The organism is Mucilaginibacter gracilis (assembly GCF_003633615.1).
Classification (GTDB): domain Bacteria; phylum Bacteroidota; class Bacteroidia; order Sphingobacteriales; family Sphingobacteriaceae; genus Mucilaginibacter; species Mucilaginibacter gracilis.
On sequence record NZ_RBKU01000001.1, the window covers coordinates 2,282,273 to 2,302,542 of the forward strand.

13 protein-coding genes are annotated in these 20,270 nt (G+C 46.2%); 3 read left to right on the forward strand and 10 right to left on the reverse strand.

The features are described from left to right. Positions 1 to 10 precede the first annotated feature (10 nt). The 7 genes from BDD43_RS09720 to BDD43_RS09750 form a co-directional block, all read right to left on the reverse strand. Positions 11 to 2,737: a hypothetical protein gene (locus BDD43_RS09720; RefSeq protein ID WP_121197493.1), complete on the reverse strand. Its 2,727-nt coding sequence runs from the start codon at positions 2,735 to 2,737 to the stop codon at positions 11 to 13. A gap of 1 nt (position 2,738) precedes the next feature. Beyond that, on the reverse strand, positions 2,739 to 5,105 hold the full coding sequence (locus BDD43_RS09725; protein WP_121197494.1) for a hypothetical protein: 2,367 nt from the start codon (positions 5,103 to 5,105) through the stop codon (positions 2,739 to 2,741). After that, positions 5,098 to 5,796: a hypothetical protein gene (locus BDD43_RS09730; protein WP_121197495.1), complete on the reverse strand. Its 699-nt coding sequence runs from the start codon at positions 5,794 to 5,796 to the stop codon at positions 5,098 to 5,100. The genes BDD43_RS09725 and BDD43_RS09730 overlap by 8 nt, the downstream gene beginning before the upstream one ends. Continuing rightward, complete coding sequence (locus BDD43_RS09735) at positions 5,796 to 6,947, reverse strand: AAA family ATPase (RefSeq protein WP_121197496.1); 1,152 nt, start codon at positions 6,945 to 6,947, stop codon at positions 5,796 to 5,798. Before BDD43_RS09735 ends, BDD43_RS09730 begins: the two co-directional genes overlap by 1 nt. Next, positions 6,940 to 7,572: a hypothetical protein gene (locus BDD43_RS09740; RefSeq protein ID WP_121197497.1), complete on the reverse strand. Its 633-nt coding sequence runs from the start codon at positions 7,570 to 7,572 to the stop codon at positions 6,940 to 6,942. Before BDD43_RS09740 ends, BDD43_RS09735 begins: the two co-directional genes overlap by 8 nt. A 241-nt stretch (positions 7,573 to 7,813) precedes the next feature. Next, a complete protein-coding gene (locus BDD43_RS09745; RefSeq protein ID WP_121197498.1) occupies positions 7,814 to 8,920 on the reverse strand; it encodes an AAA family ATPase in 1,107 nt (368 codons plus the stop codon). Next, positions 8,907 to 9,614 carry an RNA ligase family protein gene (locus BDD43_RS09750; RefSeq protein ID WP_121197499.1) on the reverse strand — a complete coding sequence of 236 codons (708 nt, stop codon included), beginning with the start codon at positions 9,612 to 9,614 and terminating at the stop codon, positions 8,907 to 8,909. Before BDD43_RS09750 ends, BDD43_RS09745 begins: the two co-directional genes overlap by 14 nt. Positions 9,615 to 9,990: 376 nt before the next feature. On the opposite strand from BDD43_RS09750, the gene BDD43_RS09755 reads away from it, so the two are divergent. From BDD43_RS09755 to BDD43_RS09765, 3 genes are read left to right on the forward strand one after another with little or no spacing between them, the layout of a single operon-like run. Continuing rightward, positions 9,991 to 11,331, forward strand: coding sequence for an SWIM zinc finger family protein (locus BDD43_RS09755; RefSeq protein ID WP_121197500.1), 1,341 nt, complete (start codon positions 9,991 to 9,993; stop codon positions 11,329 to 11,331). Between the two features lie 6 nt (positions 11,332 to 11,337). Further along, positions 11,338 to 14,244 carry a DUF6493 family protein gene (locus BDD43_RS09760; RefSeq protein WP_121197501.1) on the forward strand — a complete coding sequence of 969 codons (2,907 nt, stop codon included), beginning with the start codon at positions 11,338 to 11,340 and terminating at the stop codon, positions 14,242 to 14,244. 47 nt (positions 14,245 to 14,291) lie between these two features. After that, entirely contained in the window at positions 14,292 to 16,829 is a 2,538-nt protein-coding gene (locus BDD43_RS09765) for a hypothetical protein (protein WP_147425600.1), read from the forward strand. A 418-nt stretch (positions 16,830 to 17,247) separates the two neighbouring features. Here the strand turns inward: BDD43_RS09765 and prfH are convergent, their stop codons facing one another. The 3 genes from prfH to BDD43_RS09780 are packed head-to-tail and all read right to left on the reverse strand — an operon-like array spanning position 17,248 to position 20,005. Continuing rightward, positions 17,248 to 17,865: a peptide chain release factor H gene (gene prfH / locus BDD43_RS09770; protein WP_121197503.1), complete on the reverse strand. Its 618-nt coding sequence runs from the start codon at positions 17,863 to 17,865 to the stop codon at positions 17,248 to 17,250. Positions 17,866 to 17,867: 2 nt separating this feature from the next. Then, a complete protein-coding gene (locus BDD43_RS09775; protein WP_121197504.1) occupies positions 17,868 to 19,268 on the reverse strand; it encodes an RtcB family protein in 1,401 nt (466 codons plus the stop codon). Positions 19,269 to 19,273: 5 nt separating this feature from the next. Beyond that, positions 19,274 to 20,005 (reverse strand): hypothetical protein, encoded by a 732-nt coding sequence (locus BDD43_RS09780; RefSeq protein ID WP_121197505.1) that lies wholly within the window; start codon positions 20,003 to 20,005, stop codon positions 19,274 to 19,276. Between the last annotated feature and the right edge of the window lie 265 nt (positions 20,006 to 20,270).

Below are 20,270 nucleotides of genomic sequence, written 5' to 3' on the forward strand. Positions count from 1 at the left end.
TGAGGTAGTTTTAAACATCGCCAAGGCGATACACCGAAACTCGCCCATCATATTCCAGAAAGGCGCAATGATGCCGTTTAGGTATCGCCACGATCGCGATGATCGTATTTTCAGTATCGATCAGACCTTCGGGCGTAGGATTTTCTTTGCTGATGTCAAATACGCCGGCGCGTTTTCCCCCTGCAACGACCAAACGGTTATCGGTCATCAGCCGGATGTCCTGACCTTCAATATCCTGCCCAAAGAAACCAGAAGCGACACCTATCCCTTTCAAAGTCGGGGTTACCAGTACGGAACCCTCTGTGGTCAGCAACGCGATCTTTAACGCGGTATGCGGCCCTGTAACGGTCGATTTCAGGATCTGGGCACCGATGCTCAACGCCTCGGTTTGTCCTTCCGGGCTGATCCGCAATAAAATTTCCCCTTTGGCGTAATAAAAATGACCTTTGCGCCAAACCATCGCCGAAGGGTCAAAGCCATTTTGCCCGGGATTCACCCGCTCATCCATCATGCCGATATCGATCGTACGCAATAATGCACCCGTTCTGTTGAAATGGCTGAGTTGCAGACCATGGATGGTAAAATGCAATACACTTACCCCGTTCTCCACGTTGAGGCAGCATCCAAGGGCAGCTTCCGGCAAAAAATCGAGCGTTTGTAAAACTGCTTCCCGCTCAAAATAGGAATAAGCCCCGAGTTGCTGGTTAGTATGCGTGCTGATCTTTTCTCCAACGATCAATACCTGGTCGGATAAGGCAGGGTCGGCAAGCAGGGCCAAAGGCGAGTCATTATATCCCACCTTAAACAGGTATTGATAAGTTTGTTTTCCTTCCCAGTTGCCCCTGAAATAATGTAAGTCTCCTTGTTGCTGCCCGATCGCCATGAGCTGATCATGGTACGTCATGATGGCGTACCAATTGGTATTGTTCCGTAACTGGATATAGTCCGGCTTGGTATAGACCGGCGGCAATTGCAGGCGATGCTGGATAAAACGATTGGTATCCGCGTTCAGCAAACGGTCTTCTGGCAAAAAACTGCTCATCATCTTCAAGCCACTGGTATCACCCGATTCAACCTGTTGGTGAATGATCTCATAAGCGATGCCCAGCGAGGTTTCATTCAGCTGCGCTTCTGGGTAACGCCGGTTCATCTCTGCCAGCACGGTCAGGAAAGATGTCTTTTTGAGCCGGGGTACATGCTGGGCATAGACCTGCCTGACCTCCTGTGCCAGCTGCCCATGCTCATCATCATGGCGTAGCTCCAGATAGGCGCTTAAGCAAGCTTCGGGCTGCCCGGTATCCGCCCAGCCTTCCAATAAGAGGGATTCAGCTTCTTTCTTTTGCTTTAATTTATCCAGGGTCAGGACCGCTGCTTTTTGATAATCTTTAGCCTGCCTGAATTCGGTCACTTTTTCCCGGTAACAAGCTTCAGCTTTTTCCTCCCGGCCGATCATCAGGTAAAGATCACCTGCTTTTTCGAGGTTGTTCAGTTGGAGATAAATCGGAATGGCCTCTTCGAGCAAGCCTCCTTTTTCCAGGCATTCGGCAGCCATACGCTCGTTCTTCAGGTGATCCCGGTATAAGGCCGCGGCCTCCCGGTACATTTTCCCTTGCTGCAACACATTGGCCGCGGTATAAAAGTCGCCCAGCAAATGCGCATGGATATAGGCAGCCCGTTTAAAATTCCCCTGCTCGACGGCTTCATTAGCTGTTTTGATATAGCGGGCCCGTAACTGGGCGTTGTAATTGCTCAGGTCCCAGCCGTCCACCCTGCGACCACCACCCAGGTTGCGCAAATTAAATTGCGTCTGACGCCGGGTCAGTTTACCCGATTGCGGAGCGCTCCCGCGGTTCAAATAAGGGCTGCTGAGCGGAATAGCATATTGTAACGCCTCATCGCTATTTTTATCAAACAGGTCCATTAAACGCTTGAGTTCGGTATCGCGCTGTTTTTCGATATCAGCCAGTTTTTGCCCGACCCATTGCTCGATCTTGTGCAACAACCCGCCAGAGGAACCGGAACGGGGGAAAGCTCCAGAGAAGAACCAAGATAGTGGCGCAAAAATGATTTTGCCGATCAGCGCCAGCAGAAGTAACATATACAGGCCCAGCTGGGCGAGCCAGTTCGTTGCCTGTTTACCATATTTTTGTAAGGCGGTTTCGTCCGGATCGGCAGAAGGGATCTGGTCAAGCGATTTACTTCCGACATCCTCTTTGATCGCTTCCATTACGCTTTCCGGCTCGTCTTCAACCTTCAGCCCGATCTGCTGTAAGACAGGCGCCGGGGTCAAACCCGGGTGCGCGAAACTCCAGTCCGACGGTCTGGGTGCAGATAAATGAACAAAGTCGGTTAATTTCACTTCGTCTTTGGATTCAAAGCCCACCAGCCCGATATTGGGGTGAAAGACCTGGATATCCCATAAAAGTAAAGCCTTGAGCTCATCAGCACCGGTTACGGGCCAAAGGTCTGCCTGTACGGGTAAATAAAGCTTATCTGTCATGCGTCCATAAGGGTAACGAACCAAAGCCGCGGGCGGCTGCTGCGTTCCGAAGATGACGAACAGGCCGGACCCGCTATCGTCATGAATACCCTGTGGGAGGACATAACAACGCAGACCATTGAGATCGACCTTCCAGGTATCCAGTTCCCGGAACCAGCCCGCAGGCGAAGCCCCTTGCAAGAATGCACCGGCCAGCGGCCGTTTGCTGTGTTCGTTATAGCGAAGTTTGAGCTGCATCTTATTTCAATTGCCGGATAAAAGGTTCGATATAGGTGTGGTAAAAATCCGCGGCCAGCATCACATTGCTTTGACGGTTGCCGGTAAAATACGACGAACCGGTGATCTTACCATCGGCGCTCCAGCAGGCGGTCGTCTTTTCGATCACCAGGATGATACTGCTCTCCGGGATATCCGCATCCGAGCTTTTTAAATGCAAAAAGCCCCTGGAGTCCAGTACGGCCTCGCTGCCATCCGCCCAGCTAAATTTAGTGAATTTGATATAAGGAAGGTGTGCTACCTCGATATTTTCCTGTTTGACAGGTTTAACTGTTTCAAGGGAGTTCAGGCTATTGTCCTTCAGACTGATATTGCGACCGTGCTGGTCGAGCCGGATCTCGCGCTGATCGATATACAGTCTGCCAGACGTGTTCACATAAATATTTTTGGCAGAATTGATCACACTGTAGCCGTTATTGATCAGTTTCTTGATCTGGTTAAGCACCTGGAAATGTGGAATCGACGGTAAGGCTTTGAACAGTTTCCTATCCATAGCCGTCGGCATACTCTGCCCGGTCAGCGGGTCCACGGAGACAACGTCGGCCACGCGTGCGATATGGAACAAGCCGTTATCAAACTTGACCTCTTCGGCTTTAATGTTATTCAGTTCATGGATCATCAGGTTAGGATTTTCCAAATCCACCTGATAGATTCTGAGATAAGCCCCGGGCAGGTTTCTGACCAAAATGAATAGGTAGGTTTTGACCTGTCCCCAGTAGTAATCTCCGGCATCAAGCTGATCGACGAGTTCCCTGGCGCCCTGGTCTTTCTCTGTCCAGCATAATACCCGCCGGTCCTGGGTAATGATCGCTGTTTGCCCTGTGCTCATTTTAAAAGTGTTGTCATGCTTCAGCTTGATCTTGGATGAAGGGAATAGCAGCGGGAAGTCCGTTTCGGAAAGCATGGCCGGTAAGCCGGATAGGTTATAGTTGCGCTGCGCGGGCCGTTTTCGGTTAAAGAGCGTTTCCTCCAGATCGATCAGGGCCGTGGCCGCCAGTTTATAGCGTTTGCCCCGGGTCTCGTATAAAGCGATATGCCCGTCCCGATTGACCTCGACCAGGTAGTCCAGTTGTTCCTTGACCTGGGCAAAGGCGGTCATAAAAGCGGGATCTTCCCGATAATGCGGCCCGGTGATCAGGATATATTTTGCCTTGGCAGTAACGGTATCTGATACCAGTTTTTTGAGCTGCGCCCCACAGTTAAGCGCAGGGTCCAATTGTTCTAACGTCGTTAAAATACCTTCCTTGGTATGCAGTTCCATCGGCAGGGAAACTTTACCCCCCAAAGCCCAGGCATCCAAAGGATCCCGTTTGCGCCCTTCGCTAAAAGCCAGCGCTGCCGCCAGGCCAAATACCCGGGGCATGCCCCACATCTTAAGGGTAGTATCTAATAAAATATGCCATTCCTGGTTCGCCTGATCGGGTAATTCTTCACGCTGCAGGAACAAAGCTTCGTTATTGGCAAGCCTGGCAGTAAGCAGCAGGTCGTCCTGTGCCAGTTCACTCAATAATAATTTATCAAAATGCCCCCGGTTGCTGATATCGGAAACGCCGCCGATAGACTGGTCACTGCTACCGCTCAGGTGCATTGGGATATTCAGTGCCGCGCTGATCTGGTGCGCCAAACGCGCCAAACCGGCCGTCTTCAGATCGGCGGTTAAAGTCGCCATCAGGTCGTCGGGTGCCGGAGCCGGCAAGGGGATAGCTGCTTTTACGGGGATATTCGTGATCCCGGTCCGCAGTTTCATTTCCAGCGTAGCCGTATCTTTAAATTGTTCCAGTGCGAAGGCCAGCGGCATCAGATCGGTTTGCAGTGCAGTAAATCCAAAATCAAGACTTCGGTTAAAAATAAGCTCATCCAGCGAACCGCCGCGGAATGTTTTCAGAATGCTCTTGAGCGGTTTACCGTCTTGTTTGTTTGAGTTTTCCAGCACCGCCTGGCACAAGGTCACGCGTTTGATGCCTGAGCGGCATTCAAAAGGAAGGCCGTTGATTAACTTCATCAGCTCGAGTGCCTGTCGGATCATTTGCTTGGCGACCATATGCTCGGTCTCCTGGTAATCAGATCGGTATCCGAGCCTTTGCAGATATGATCCCGGTTCAAATAAGGTTTCGGAATTGTCCTTACAAGCGCAAAGCAGCAGCAGCACCGTTCCGATGGTGATCTCGGCGGAAATCTCGAGTGAATCTAAAATAAAGACTAGGTCCTCCCGGTAACAGATCGTGCCGCCGTTGGCAAACTCCAGGACATCCCCTCCTTCGGCCCATTTCCAAAAGTAACCGTTCATCCCCTGGAAATAACGGATGGTTTTGATTTCATGCTCAGTCATGGCCCGTTTCCGTTAGACGCACCGCGCTGCGGCGTGCGGGTTGAAAATGAGCGATCGGGATGGCCTGCCAGTTACCATCAGGCTCAAACAGCATCAATGTTTCTTTTGGCGCCTCGGCGAGTGCGCCTAATACAGGCGGGTCGAGGTCGTAACCACTTGGCAAAAGCATTTGGTCCCGGGGCCAAAAAGTCTTGCCGGGTAATTGCGGCAAAGGGCGTCCGATCACTAACACTTCACCTTTTCCTGAAACAGCGAAACTTAACGTTTGCAATCGTGTGCCTGCCGCGGTTTCCGCATAGGCTTTCCAGCTCTTCAGGTCCGTCATCAAGGCAAAGACCTCCTGCACAACGGCTGAACGGGACAAACGGATCGTGACCGGAAGGAACAATTTCCCGGGCATTGCCGATACCGGGAGCTCGATCGGGACGAAGGCCTTGATCGGTTGCCAGTCCAATTTAGGGAGTTTACCGGTCGGCGTTTTCTGTTGGTCAGGAAACAATCGCTCCACCGGATCGGCGGTATAGCGGTGCAAAACAGGTAAGGAAGCGATGCGTTTATCCGGTGTGCCGCCCACAGCGATACCCCGGAGCCAGATCAGATCCCCATCGGTAGCGGCTTTTAAGCCGGGGATGCCACGCAGACCGCCCAGCGTATCGCCGTATTTATTTTCCAATACCAGGATCTTTTCCATTAGGCGGTATGCATTATCTTTTTCCAAAGCTCATCGATGGGCTTTTGTACATAATTTCGTTGCTCTTCATTGCCGATCCAGCCACAGCGGCTGTTCAGGTGGGCAAGCCGGTCCTTGATGACCGATCGCTCTGCCATGGAGATCTCTTCCTGCCATTGCTGGCTGAGTTGCTCCACTTCGTTATAGATCTCGTCCGGGTTAGGAACAGAGCTGAGGGAGGCCCTGGGGTGACTGGCTTCTTCTTTAGCGCTCAGGTCCACGACGGCGCTCACGATATTGCAGATGATCTCGCGCTGTTCTTCCGTATCCCAGATATGGCGCAGGACCCACAGGTCTGATGCGATGGCTTTCTCCCGTTTGCAGATCAACGCGCTGGCGGCGATCAGCCTTTGCAGTTTGACCGCGCGGCGGTCGGATACTGCGAGGCCAGAATTGCGGAGTTTTTGAATGAGTTCAATATAGTCCTTGCGGATACCGCTCAGGTCGACCAAAGAGGTTTGTCCCTGCAATTGCCGGATATCTTCGGTAGCTATACTTGGCTTATCGCCGGCAGCCTTTTGTTCCAGCATCCAGCCGGCGTCAAGTAAAGCATTCAGTTGTTGCGGGTCGACGTTATCGCAGCGGACCCGGATCAAAAAGCGGTCGAACAAGGCTTGAAGGGCCTCGTCCTCGGGTAAATGGTTGCTGGCACCGATCACCATCAGGGCAGGCAACTGTCGGGTTTCCCTGCCGCGGCGGAAGATCTTTTCGTTCAGGACCATGAGCAAACTATTCAGGATCGCGCTATTCGCGTTGAGTAATTCGTCCAGGAAGATCAGCGAAGCCTCTGGCAACATCCCTTCCGTATTGGTCACGAGTTCTCCATCCCGCAATTTACGGATATCGAACGGGCCGAATAGTTCATTGGGCTCGGTAAATCGTGTCAGCAGGTATTCGAAGGTTTTGCCATCGAGTAATTTGGAGAGTTCCCTTACGGTCGCACTCTTTGCGGTGCCCGGAGGGCCCAACAGAAACAGGTTCTCCCTACCCACCAGGCAAATGCCCATCAGGTCGATGATCTCGTCTTTGCCGACAAATAATTCTTTCAGGTGCCGCAGAACGGCCTGGAGTTTGTCGACGGTCGCAAATTCTTGGGTAGTATTTTTAGTCATGTTTAGTTAATTCATTGAATTCAAGCCCCGGCCAGAATTGTTCCTGGTACAGGCCCATCGTTTCTGTCAGCGCCACTTGTTCCCGCTCACCGAGGCGGGTCAGATCCCGGTGTGCGATAATGCGGTCAAGATAAATGGTTTTCAAGGCGGCGTTGTTTAAAATAGGTTGCGTATCGGCGATGGTTTGGATATTCAGTCCCACCGAGGACAATGGCCAGGCCGCGGCTGTTTCTTTCAGTCTTTGAACAAGCGGGTCGTCCGGCGAGATCCCGCTGCTAAATTTGAACAGCGGCCCGAGGTGGCGGAAGAGCAGATCGACAGACCACATCGCCGAGTCATCCAGCGTTCCGGTATAAGGTTGTAAATAGTTTTCCATGAGCTCTGCTTCCAGTTCCCGTAACAACACGAACTGGATGGAGCGGTACAGGTATTGTGCCGCCCAAAGCGCGGCATCTTTGTTCAGCCCAGGTAATTCAGCGGGCATCTCCAGACGTTCGGTCCGGTCGAGCTCAGCGATCAGCCGTGCCGAAGCCTCCAGGTCAGCGGCGTTAAAGTCGGCTAACGCGCGGGCAACGGTTACCCGGCCTTCGCTGAATAAACTGTTTAAAAATTCGCTGAATTGCATGATCCTTAAAATAAACGAATAATATTGGCTTTAGCAAAAACATGGGTACCTAAATGCAGGCTCAGTAATTTCTAATTGCTATGTTTCTCTAATATTGTTGGTAATGAAACTATTTAACTAAATATTAAAACAGTCTCATTTCTAAAAAAAAGCGTCAATATGCAAGATCATTAAGTGCGCGTTAAACCGTCGGGCATAAAAAAGACCGCCTCATAAACTTTATGAGGCGGTCGAGCAGCTCTTAACTTACATGGTAGCTTAATTCATGCGCTTCCCACAGCGCAGGTATTTCCAGTTTATGAGTTAACCGGTCTAAAACCGCTGCAGGTACTCTGGCATCACGACTTTTATTTTGTCCATGGAGGTTTTCATAGGGTACTTCAACATAGGTGATCTTCACCTTTGCTTTATAGGTGGTGAACAGATCAATCAGTTGCATTCGCATTTGGCTGGTGGTATTGGTTGCGTTCCAGATGAAAGATTCTTGTTTGCGCAGATAAACCCTCGCCTGTTCTTTTGCTTCCTGTATCACTTGCCCGTTACCTGTTTTATCTGTTGGAGATATACCCCGTTCGACACGCATATGATCTAACGAAATGACCAGCCAATCCGGATAATGTTTTTTAATAAAAGTATCTTTGCCCGCACCGGGTAAACCACTCATCAAAATTACTTCAAACGCAGGCTCATCAAACGGAACATAATCCAGATAAGCATCATCATGTTGCATATAATACATTTGTGCATGCCCCGAAGTAAACGCCCGTGCTTTACCCCAACAATCATTTTCTTGACAAAACGCTTCAAAGCAGTCGATGCGATAAAGCATTTCCTCCTGATCGTCACAAACGCGGCCCAACATATCGGCACGAGCCAGCAGAGCTAACCATTGGGTATTGACTTCCATACTGGCTTTTACTAAGGCCTTCAATGGGTCTGGCTTTTCAAACAACCATATGGGTAAACCATGATGGCGTACCAAACCAACGATCTGTTCGCGAATGACGAAAGGCGCAGGCTCATTTATGTAAAGCAATTGCCTTGCAAACTGAGCACCTTTACGGGCATGACCGTTTGATGTAATGCTGCCATCAGTCTCAAAAACCGTAGTGCTATATTTTTCAACGTCATGTAATAAAGCGGCTGCCCATAATATTTCCTGATCATCTTCGGACAAAACCTGAAAAGCCGGTTCTACTTTCAATGCCGCCAGTACCATTTGCGTATGTATAGCCACGTTGCCTTCGGCGTGATAGCGTGGGTCTTGCTGAACTTCGTTCATACGTTTTATCCAGTCAAATCGCTGTTCAAGATATGTCCAATCTTTGTGTTCACTAAAGGTCCACATAATTCCTCCTTTCGTTAATTAATGGTGCACGTTTCCAGTTGCGAGTCCAGTGTTCATCGGTTTTAACATGCCCCTTTCGTACATATTTAAATACGTTTTGAGCAAAAGCATCAACAGCATAACTGTCGGCATTACGACTAACAATACCCTCCATGGTAGTTGCTTTTTGATCATAGACATCATAAGGATCAAACGCACCCGTACCGTTTACCAATGTCAGCATTTCGGCTTCAAACCGCTGTTGATCTTTCGGCGTCGCTTCGGTTTTAGCGATTGGAACAGTAGGCAGATCAAGCATATTGGCATAAAACTGAGTTTCCTCCCAGCTCAACCATTGGTCGTGCTCTCGTATGCCGAACACATAAAAATGATGCTCCAGTTTACGATATTCTATAGAATGTATCGCATACAGATTCTCTCCGAAGATCTCCAGATCGCCTAGGTCATGTTTAACCATCTGCCAGAATCGCCTGAGACTTTCAGTCCATGGTGATATAGTTGGCGCCGCATGCGAGCGCGCAAAAACGCCAAGTTTAGACAGGCAATTATTTTCGCCGTCCAGTTTTTCTGTATGTATTAAGTTTGGGATGCGTTGTAGATGCTCCCAATAGTCGTGCGCTATACGGTCGTCGCTGGTTGTGCCCGGCGAAAACGGATAATGATAGGTACGACCATATTTTTGTGATAAAGCCATGTTTTCAAGATTAAAATTAGAAAATAAAAAGTCGCTTCCTTCCCCGGGATGGGAAAGATCATAAATGATTTATGCGCGGACTATTACATGGCTCAAAACTTAAAGCGTTTTTTGTGATACAAATGTAAGAAACTAAATCTGAATACATTAATGGTTGCTAAAGATTGCTTATAGCACTCAAACCTCAACTATTTTATGCTGCTAATGGAATGTGGTGATTATCCAAGATAAAGAAATGTAATTCGATTCGTAAATTGAAGATTAATCTCAAAGCAATGTATGTTCTTTATTTCCTGAATTCTCTCGCGTTAAATAGATTTATCGTATTTCAAGTAAATTCTATCTATTTTAGTTTACTATTAAACTCCTTGTCACCATGTCAGACACTATTACCTATCAGTACAATAAATCATCTGCTTTGAACAAAGCAAACTCTTTAGATGAGTTGTTTTTGGCAAAATACAGTGAGGTTCAAAAGAAAAATTCGTCCTGTTTTTTTTGGGGTCGCCTGACTGACCCATATACTACTGCGCGATGCCTGCTGGCCTTATCTAACGTGGTGCAGTCTAGTTTCAGTTTATCTCCTTTTCAGCTTGCCTTGTTAAAGGACCCTATTGTTACAGCTGGTAACGAGAAAATCAGGTTCGAGGGATTTTCGCATTGTGCTGGTGTATACGCGCGGGTAGATGTTTTAGGGGACGGGCACGATGGTGAATTCCTGGAAAACGGCACTACGAATGTAGATTTCAACCAACCGATGCTTTCAGCCTTGAGCGGTATTCGCAAAAACGAAAACGTTTTACTTTCTATCGGTCAGAAAGAGGTAGGCCTGCATCGCGAAAATGAAAAGGTAATCGAACGTAAAGTACCGCTTCCAGTAAAATGGATCAAGGGTTTAACTTCAGTGCAGATGTTCCTTTCAGAGTCTGAGAAAGTACACTCGTTCAACCGGCTTCAGGCTTTGCAGTTATTTAAATCAATACCAGCCGGTAAACCTAAGACCGATTACTATTTACTGGTTCGGGGGGGCAAGCCGATATTTTCTCCAGTCAAATCTAATGATGCTATAACAATTGGCGGCATACACCGGTTAAAACTGATTGAACCCCTGCTGGCTATGGCGGATGAGTTGAGAGTTTTCCCGCATACCACTATGCAGGCAACGACCTGGCAGGTTTATATCGGGGCGATAAGATTCACCTTGTCTTTATCCAGGGATGCCTGGCGCGGATTTTCGGGTGAAGGGGCAGCGTTGGAATCTTTGATTGAAGATGTGCCGGACCAATGGGTAGAACTGGTAGACAACTACAGTTATGCCAACCAGGAATTTAATGCGACCCTACTCGCCGTAAATGAAGGTTTAGATTTGAAAAAAGTAGAAAATATAACCGGGAGGCTATCGGCTATCGGGCTACTGGGCTATGATCTGGACGAAAATAATTTTTTCTACAGAAGGCTTCCGTTCAAGCTAAGCAGGATTATGAGCCTTAATCCAAGACTAAAGGATGCCGAGAAACTGCTGGCGGAGGGTAAAGTAAAAATTATTGCAAAACATGATAATAAAGTAGAAGCACAGGTGGAAGGTAGCGGCGTAAAACATATCGTTATACTTAACGGAGATAAGGAGCAGTGCACGTGTACCTGGTTCAGTAAAAACCAGGGAGAGCGCGGTGTCTGCAAGCATATTTTAGCAGTTAAAAAACTTATACTTAACTAGACTGCCATGACCGTCACCGAAGAGTTTGCGAGTATCGTTGCGAAGGAAGCCGAAGTCATTCCATTTTTGAAGGGGTTGGACAAAGCGCAAAAAAAAGAATTGGGGCCATCCCTCAAAAAGCTCCAGAAGCACTATTCGGAGTTTGTACAGCAGGGAACAAGCTCGTCTTATTCTTCCAGGGGATCGCAAGCTCAAAATTTGATTCTAAGCACTGCCGCATTTATTTGTTTCAACCAAAAAGATTTTGAGCAAAGTGTTTCCTATGGGATCATTAACCGCGAGAAACTTACACCAATTTTACCCTGGTTTTGTCCGGACTGGTTCAATACTTATGTAGACAAGCTATCCCAGCAGGAGTTTGTGCCCTTTGATTACAACTGGTATCTGGATCTGATCGATCAGGGCTATTTGCAGCTTAACCGGCAAATGGTCGCGAAAATCTTACCGGAGCTTATTTTCGTAAGAAAAGAAAAGACCTGGAAATTTGAGTACCACCCCGAAAATCTTTTAAAAAGAGAATCGACCTTAAAAGAACATCTCTGGTATTTATTTGAATTTGAAACCAACTTACACGCCGCTGAAAACTACAAGCAATTCGAGGACAACTCCGCTCCAGGTAGATGGATGAATGCGCTGAAACTTTACACTAACCAAGGAAAGATCAGCAGGGAGAGGCTGTTAAATGAAAGTATTTTATGTGCAACAAAGAACTTTAACCAATCAGCATCGAATTGGTTTATGGATTTTTTTATGTTTCTGGAACCTTCCAAAGGTGAACTGCTGCACTTCCAAAACGAACTGTTAAACACTTTTAATTCCGCCAATAGCAAACCTTATAACGTTGTTTTGAAATTATTTAAGGATTTGGTGGTTGATCCGGAATTTGCAATCTTACCATTCCTTGACCATGTACCTTTGGTACTGACGGCTGAATCTAAAACAGCGGTTTCCTCAGCTCTGATGGTTTTAGATAAGCTGGCCAAAAAGTATCCTGACCAGCAGGAGCAAATCTGTGTGATTGCCTGCCAGGCTTTTATACACCAGGACAATAACTTGCAGCTCAGAGCGGCTAAGCTGCTTCAGAAATATGGCGACACCAATTCTGAAACGCTTAAAGAAGCGCTTCAGGCTTATTATGAGAGCCTGTTTTCAGAAGCGCGCCACATCTTATCCGATTTTTCAAAGGAGTATATAAGCAGCGATGCTTTAATTGAAGATCAGCTACCGGAAGCAGCTACAGCTCTGGTGGAAATAAAGTTGCCTGAAAACTTTGACGAATTCGTCTTCTTAGCCAGCCAGTCATTTGATCAAAACGAAACGTATCATTTTGACTTGTTACCTGCGAGTATCCTGAAATTTCAAGATCAGATGACAGCGGGTAATATCCTCAAGTTAATGCCCGCCTTCCAACGGGCTTATAAAATAATCACCAGTGATTGGGCCAGCACAATGGGTTACCTAGATAGCATGCTGGCGAAGTTTTTCACAAGCTATGGCCAGCTCCTGGTTAGCCTTAACCCTGTAGCCGCTGAGCCCATTCGCTTAATGCATCAATCTTTTGTCAAATCAGAGGAAGAAAAAAAGGCTAAATGGAATAGCTATCAAATAAGGCTCGGAAGCATTAAGGCATGGGAGATTTATACACATTCTACAGGATACAAACCACATAAGCATATCTTGCTCAATGCTTTTTTTATGCTGGAGAGAAATAAAAGTCTGCCCTTACTGTCTACGCCAACGCATGAACCTTGCCGGGTCTCAACAATCGCATTAATTGAGCGCCTCAGTCTTTATCAGAAAGCTAATGTTATTCCAGGTGACATGGACTTTCAGGTCGCGATAGCGCGTTGTTTTACGATTGATCAGGCAGAGGCCCTCAAAATTGCAAATGCTAAACTTCACGGTGAATATCGGGAATTGGTAGGAGTAGTCTTTGGCGAAGAACAGTCACCGAAAGACGGCTCCAAGCTTAAATCTGCCTGGCTGGTGGCTGGCGTAGTAAGAAATTCAGGTAATTTGACGAAATGGGCTAGCTATACCAGTTTAACGGATGCTTACCTTACCGGTGATTTCGCATGGAATTCATTAGTGGAGAATTACATCTCACAGCAATATGATTATAACCTGCGCAAAAACATTGATGTACATGCTAAAAGAAAAATCATCAGGATCGACTTTGGTGACAAACAAAAAAAAACATCAGTTTTTAAAACGGCGTTAATTAAGATCCTTCAGATCCCTGCTAAAAAAGAAACAGATTTGTCTATCTATGATTATACTGAACTCAAATTTGACTACATCTCGGCTGAGCACAATGACATCAAACGCCTGCTTTACCTTAATCCAAATCAGCCGCAAATTCTGCTCGCTCACATCATTAACAAAGGGTTAAAATATGTGGACTTTTCCGGTGAGAATGATAAAAAGTTAATCATTTATGCACTTGAAGTGCTATTAACTTTAAATTACAGTAATAGTTCTATTACTGATTTATTTGTAGCATCCTGTATGATCAGCAGTGATAAAACCGTACGGACTTATGCCGCTGAATCATGGATCAAAGGCGTAACAGAGGGAAGCATGGATAGCGGGGCACTTGGCAGGATCATCGGCAAGCACGAGCAAATAGAACTGGCTCCTTTAAAGCGCTTTACAGATCTTGTCATAGCCCATATGTTCCAGATATCCCAAAAGCATAACCGTGCATTGGAGATCCTGTTAGAATGCTCCATCGAACAGATGAGTTATGTTCCGATAAATGGATGTAAAAAGCTCTTGGAGATCTATGCAGAAGTGTTATCTGTCAACAAAAATAAAGTAAATAATGAACTGGTCATGAAGCGATTCAAAGCCTGGGAAGCCACTGAGGCCCTAAAAAAAATCATTCAAAAGCTGCAAACTACCGAAAGCTAATTATCTTTATTTGTTTTGCGCGGAAGGATTAAAAATAATTATATTTATTGAACCTGAACCAACAGGTATTGATACCAATGTCTCCCTGGAAAAAAGCGCTTCTTTACTTTTTATGCTTGTTAATCCTGACCTGCTCCGCCGTGATGATTATCCTGGCCTGCGGCCCCGAGCCCGATCCTTATGACTATGGCGTGTCTTTCTTTCACAATAACATTTCCGGGGGCAAAGCGTATCGCGCTTTTTATTTTACAAGCAGCCAGTCCTTATACGATGTGGATGAGCCGGTCAATGAACAGGACGTTAATGCTTGGGAATGGGCTTCCTATTTAAAAGGTAGAGTAAAAGCTTCCGACGTGAAGAAAGTGATGTATCAGCTCAATCATCCAGCGGACAGTGTTTTATTGCAAGGATACCTGAATTTAAACAGAGGGCTACCGGACAGCCTCAAGCGGAACACTTTTCTGCCTGCATTAAGAAAAAACAAGGCAGCCCTGCTATATTATCGGTTCGTTAAAATTATCGAACCGGCCGTAAGCTATAAAGATCCCTGGAGATCTGAACCTGCGGATACCGCCTATCTGCTCAAAAATGCGACCTATGCTTTAAAGGAAGCGTCTTCTGTAAAGGATCAATTCTTAAAGACAAGGTATTATTACCAGGCGCAGCGTTTGTTCCATTACACCGGACAAAATAAACGGGCGATTGACATCTACGAGAAACAGATAGCCAATGCCAGAACCAGCTACTATATCAAAGGCTTAACGCTTGGATTAAGGGCCGGTGAAGAGTGGAGAACGGGCGATCCCGCTAAGTCCGCGTATCAATTCTCCAAGCTTTTCACAGGGTTCCCAGAAAGGCGCATTCAGGCCTATCAAAATTATGTAGCTAATAAGGTGCCCGAAAGCGAGGTGATCGCTTTCGCCAGGAGTAATGACGAGAAAGCTGTTGTCTATGCCATGAACGGTTTTTATACACCCCGGTTCAGCACCAAGTATTTGAAAAAGGTTTACCAAACCGCTCCCCGCTCACCCTTTGTTGAGATTTTACTGGCACGCGAGGTAAACAAGCTGGAGGCCGGATACTTGACACCTAAGCTAACCGATCATCTACCTTATGACAACTTGGATGGTGATTATTATGGCTGGAACGATTCCTTAAAAAAAGCCAAAAACATGGGCAAATACATCAGCGAGCTTGGAAGCTTCTGCACGATGATAGCCAAAGAAAAAAAATGCAGAAATCCACAGCTGGGGATGATCACAAAAGCCTACCTGGAATGGATGACCGGTAAAAATGCAGCCGGGTTTACCGCCATCAACGAGGTAGATGATGCCGGATTAGCTATCAAGATGCATGACCAAAAGCAACTGGTTAAGCTGCTACTGATAACGCAAAAGATTAAGCGACTCGATAGTGCTGCTGAGCAGGAATTAGCGCCCTCCCTGTCCTGGCTGGATCAAAAGGTTAAACAGGAATCCATCACCAACGGTGAGCGGATAAAAGCATTCCAGGACTACGGGGGAGAGCGCAGGCTGCAAAGATTCACCTGGTCGGCACGGGATGTCTATCAAAAATTATTGGCCCCAATGTATTTATCGCGGCACGATACAACTAAGGCAGCGCTGTCGATGCTGAAAGGCATGCCCAAGCTGCACGAAGATACCTTGGCATGCTATCACCAGAACTATTGGAATGATTACACGACCATCAATTTTTGGCAGAATTACCTGCATTCTTCTAATTTCCGCCAGCTTATTTCCTACAAGAAATACAAGAAAAAGGGAGAGAATACCCCATACGCCAAAATTCTGACGTCCGGATTAAAGCGGACATCCTTTGACTGCTTATACAATTTACTGGGAACAGCCTACTTGCGCGAGCATAACTACCAGCAGGCCGTTTCGGTGCTGAGCCAAATCAAAAAGTATTCCCCGAAGGACTTCCCCCTTGAATACTATAATGGCCCAAGACTAAAAAGCAATCCTTTTGTGGTGCAACTCAATGATTACCCTAAAAACTATCATCAGGGAAAACGGGGAGGCTATTCCAAATACCGCTTTGCCAAAACAATGTATAATCTTCAAATGGCAGTTAAGCGTAATCCTCAAAAAGCTGCCCGGTATACATTTGCGATGGCTACGGGTTTGTACAACACCTCGCGTTATGGCAATGCCTGGTTCATGATCGCCTATGCCTATTCTGATTCCTGGATTGAAAAAAACCGCAGGGAGCCACTTTATTACGACCAAGATCTGAATAAAACCATCGATGCCGAAAAGCTTTTCTTAAAGGCAAGACAGCTGAGCAATGATCCAGAGTTCAAAGGCCAATGCACCTTTATGGCTGCCAAGTGTAAACAAAATCGCTATAAGGGCGCGGACGATGAATTTGTGCACCATAAATACTTCCAGGGACATGCCGATCCATACCAAGATGAGATTAGAAGAAACCCCTATTTTACAGAGCTTCGCAAAAGCTATTCCCGAACCCGGTTTTATCAAGTCGCCGTGCATGAATGCAGTTATTTCCGTGATTTCTTAGCTTCGGCTCACACCAGCAAGAAAAAACAACAACCCGGTAAATGAAAATCAACATGGATACAAAATGTATGACGCTAAAAATAGAACCTAATTAATTTTTGCAATAGTTCTTCATCAAGTTCCTCAATACGTGTATATAAAAAAGATAGTACTATAAGAATTTTGGGCGTGGCTCAAGAAAAACAATAGCAATTTGACACCTTAGTTGCTCTTGGAGAGTAATCTCCTGCATATCTATCTTTCAACTCAATTATTAGAAATACAGAAATCTGTATTTCTAAGTTTCTAGATTTACATAAGTCTACACTTATGTAAATCTAGAAAGCTATATTGTATCATAGATTCTAATTTATTCTTGACTAGTGACTTACTTAGTAATATCTAAAAGATTATTCTTTTTTCGGCCTATCTAAATATATAATGACATTTTCTCGTTTTTAAAAATAACTTAACTGAGGTCTGGCTAAAACAAATCTTGCTTTATCGTTTTAATCGGACCACCCCGCTCTAAGGCATTATGTTCCTGCCACTGGCTCTGCTGTTGTGCTATCAGTTGTTCTGTTTGCCAAACCTTTATTTTTGCTTCCAGTCTGGCCAGGCAAAGTTTCTTGTTTTCTAACTGAGATCGGGTGTCCATCGCCATAACTTGTAAGCCCGATGGCAAATGGGTTCCCCGCACAGCAGTTTCCACCTTGTTTACATTTTGCCCACCAGGGCCGGATGAGCGGCAGGTTTCCAGCTTTACATCTTTAACGTTCCATTGCATCAGTTCCTTCACATCAAAAGCGGCTACGCCCACAAACCAGTTTTTCCGCTTGTGGTATTTGCGATATGGGCTTTGTGCTATCCATTGTACTGTGCCAGTCCAATCCTTTACAAATGCATCCAGGTTATGGCCGGTTGCCATCATGGTTGCAGATAGTAAGGTGCCATTTAATTCGCCGGCTTTATTTTCCAGTACTTCAATTTGAATGGCTTGCTGTTTGGCCTGCTTCATCAACAAGTTTTGCACGCAGGCTACAACCCGGCAGCATTCTGCAGGGCCTTTACCTGAGGTGATCTGTATCATCATCTTTTTCATCACTACTCCTTATTCATTCTAACAATACGTGGATAAAATTTGCCTTCGATATCAACCAGATCGCTTTGCGCTGCTATCACGGTTTCGATATCCTTATAAGCTAAGGGGTTCTCTTCGACCGTGCCGCCAATTAGGGTAACGCCGGCATTGGTCAGCATTTTTTTCATAGCAGACACCGTCATACTGTCCTTAGCCTTTTGCCTACTCATGGCTCGCCCCGCGCCATGCGACGCGGAATATAAAGCATCACCGGTTCCTTTGCCCGATACCAGGTAAGCGGGAGTGGTCATACTACCGGGGATAATACCTAATTCGCCCTTATGAGCAGGTGTTGCTCCCTTTCGGTGGATGATCACTTCCCGGCCATCTGCCAACTGGTCTTTCCAGGCAAAGTTGTGATGGTTCTCTACCACATGCAAAGCTTTCAAGCCTAATGCTTTTAGCAGGTTAGCATGAATACGTTCATGACAGGCTTTGGCATAATCGCCAGCCAAAGTCATGGTTAACCAGTATTCCTGACCCGCCTCGCTGTTCATATCCAGCCATGCCAATTGCTGTGCATGGCGCGGCAGTTTACAAGTATTCATGGCAATCTGCGTATAATGCCTTGCTATTGCCGATCCTAATCCACGACTACCTGAATGTGTTAACAAAGCCGTGTACTTTTTAGCGGGTAAACTTAAAGTATTATCAGCTAATAATTCTATTTCGCCAAACTCCACAAAGTGGTTGCCATTGCCCGATGTGCCCAATTGCCTAACCGCTTTACTTCGGAGCGGTTTCAAAAATGGGATCTCGCTAAATACAGGGCTGTCCAGCACTTCATGCTCCTGTCTTACATCTAAACCACCTTCCATACCAAAATGAGTGTGATTTTTTATGGCTTGTTTGATTTGGTATTCAAACCGTTTCAAAAAGCCGTCGCTCTCATCGATAATGGACAACGCCATGCGGCAACCAATGTCCATACCTACCGCGTAAGGAATTACTGCGTTATCTGTAGCTAAAACGCCACCGATAGGCAAACCGAACCCCATATGCGCATCGGGCATTAATGCACCCTGTACACTTACGGGCAGAAGATTAGCCAGCTCCATTTGCTTTTTGGCTGATTGCTCAATACCCTTTCCGCCATAAGTTTTACAAAACACCGGTTCATCCCGCAGTTCATACGTCTTAAACAATGGCGCATCCGTTTTGCCGATCACCTTTTCGGCTATCTTGCTTGTTAATTCATCATCCAGAAATGCTTCCGGATCGTTCTTAATACTCACCAGCAGGTCAAGCAATTGCTGTTTACTATGGTGTTTGAAATTTTTAGAGGCTATGCCAATAACCAGGCTTCGCAGCTGATCGTTATGGTAACCTATTTTACTTAAATCTTTTGTTCTTAAATTGCCCATGTGGGTTATGTTTCTAATTCCAGGTAAGCTTCTTTAGGGCTATTCCTGGGTATGTTTTTAAATTTGTTAATGTATTTGGCGCGCTCGTAATACCAGCCGTTCCAGTGATAGCCCCTGCCACGCGTCAGTAAATCGATACGTGGTGCCAGGTTATGGTTATCGATATGGTCGTCGATGTACGATAGCTCCCTTTCAATATCCGCATCCAACATTTTGGTATGCGTTACCATATGCGGCGCTACCTTCAGCACATATCGCCAGGGCTCGGCAAACACGTATTTTACCTCGGTACGGTAGGTTTTAACATCAAAGGTTTCAACACGGGTAAAGCAAACCTTTTCCTCTTCGGTTAAAGTTATCCTGTTTACATCCCAGCTATGCTGCGATAACTCACGCAGCATCTGCGCTTTTACATGGTAAACGTAGCGTTGTTTGCGTCGTTTCTTCCGTTTGAAGGATCTGTCCTGATGATATTCAACTGTATTGATTTTCGGTAACAAGGCTTCATAAAAGTCCTTCCTTGGACTATGCTTCACGTCATCCCGCAATACAAAAAAACGTTTCCAGCCACGTTGATACGGGTGTTCAAGCGGAACCATTGGCAAAAGCCTTTTTTGCTCCCATAATTCATCGCGCCGTTTGTCCAGCTGGATTAGTTGCTTATCACGATCTGTTTTTACGAGCCGCCTTTTGCGCCGTGCCGTTTTGATACAGCGCGGCCATTCATGTGTGTTCATCACACTTGGTATTTAATTTTGCTTTGAAATGTTATTGGATCTCCGTTTCGTCCTTGAATAAGGATATACCCTTTTTATGAGCGCTCAACAAAAAACCCAATAAATTAATTCGGCAGGCAAAAACAAACAATGTGGCAGCTAAAGCGGCCTCAACTTATTTTTAATAAAAAAGCATAGTGTTTGCCTACCTAATGGGCAATGAGCGAAAGGGGCGATATGTAGCGTAGCTCTGTCATGATTCCTCGATATTTAAAAGATTAACAAA